The 203-nt window shown below is 51.7% G+C and carries 1 tRNA gene; it reads right to left on the bottom strand.

What is annotated here, in order from left to right:
* Nucleotides 1–74, bottom strand: a tRNA-Pro gene (locus tag SB752_RS33515).
* Nucleotides 75–203 lie beyond the last annotated feature (129 nt).

Genomic DNA, 203 nt, shown 5'->3' with positions numbered 1-203 from the left:
TCGGGAAGACAGGATTCGAACCTGCGACCCCTTGGTCCCAAGCCAAGTACTCTACCAAGCTGAGCTACTTCCCGACATTACTTTTGTTGTGGGGCCCCCGAAAAGTACTCGGAGTACGCTACAACGCTTCACTTTTTGGGGTAAAGTGGCGTGCCCTGAGAGATTCGAACTCCCGACCTTTTGATTCGTAGTCAAACGCTCTA

The sequence above is a fragment of the Brevibacillus sp. SIMBA_040 genome, from assembly GCF_046535075.1.
Taxonomy (GTDB): Bacteria; Bacillota; Bacilli; order Brevibacillales; family Brevibacillaceae; genus Brevibacillus.
Note: the sequence above shows the minus strand (reverse complement) of the source record. Positions and strands in the feature narration are given on the sequence as shown.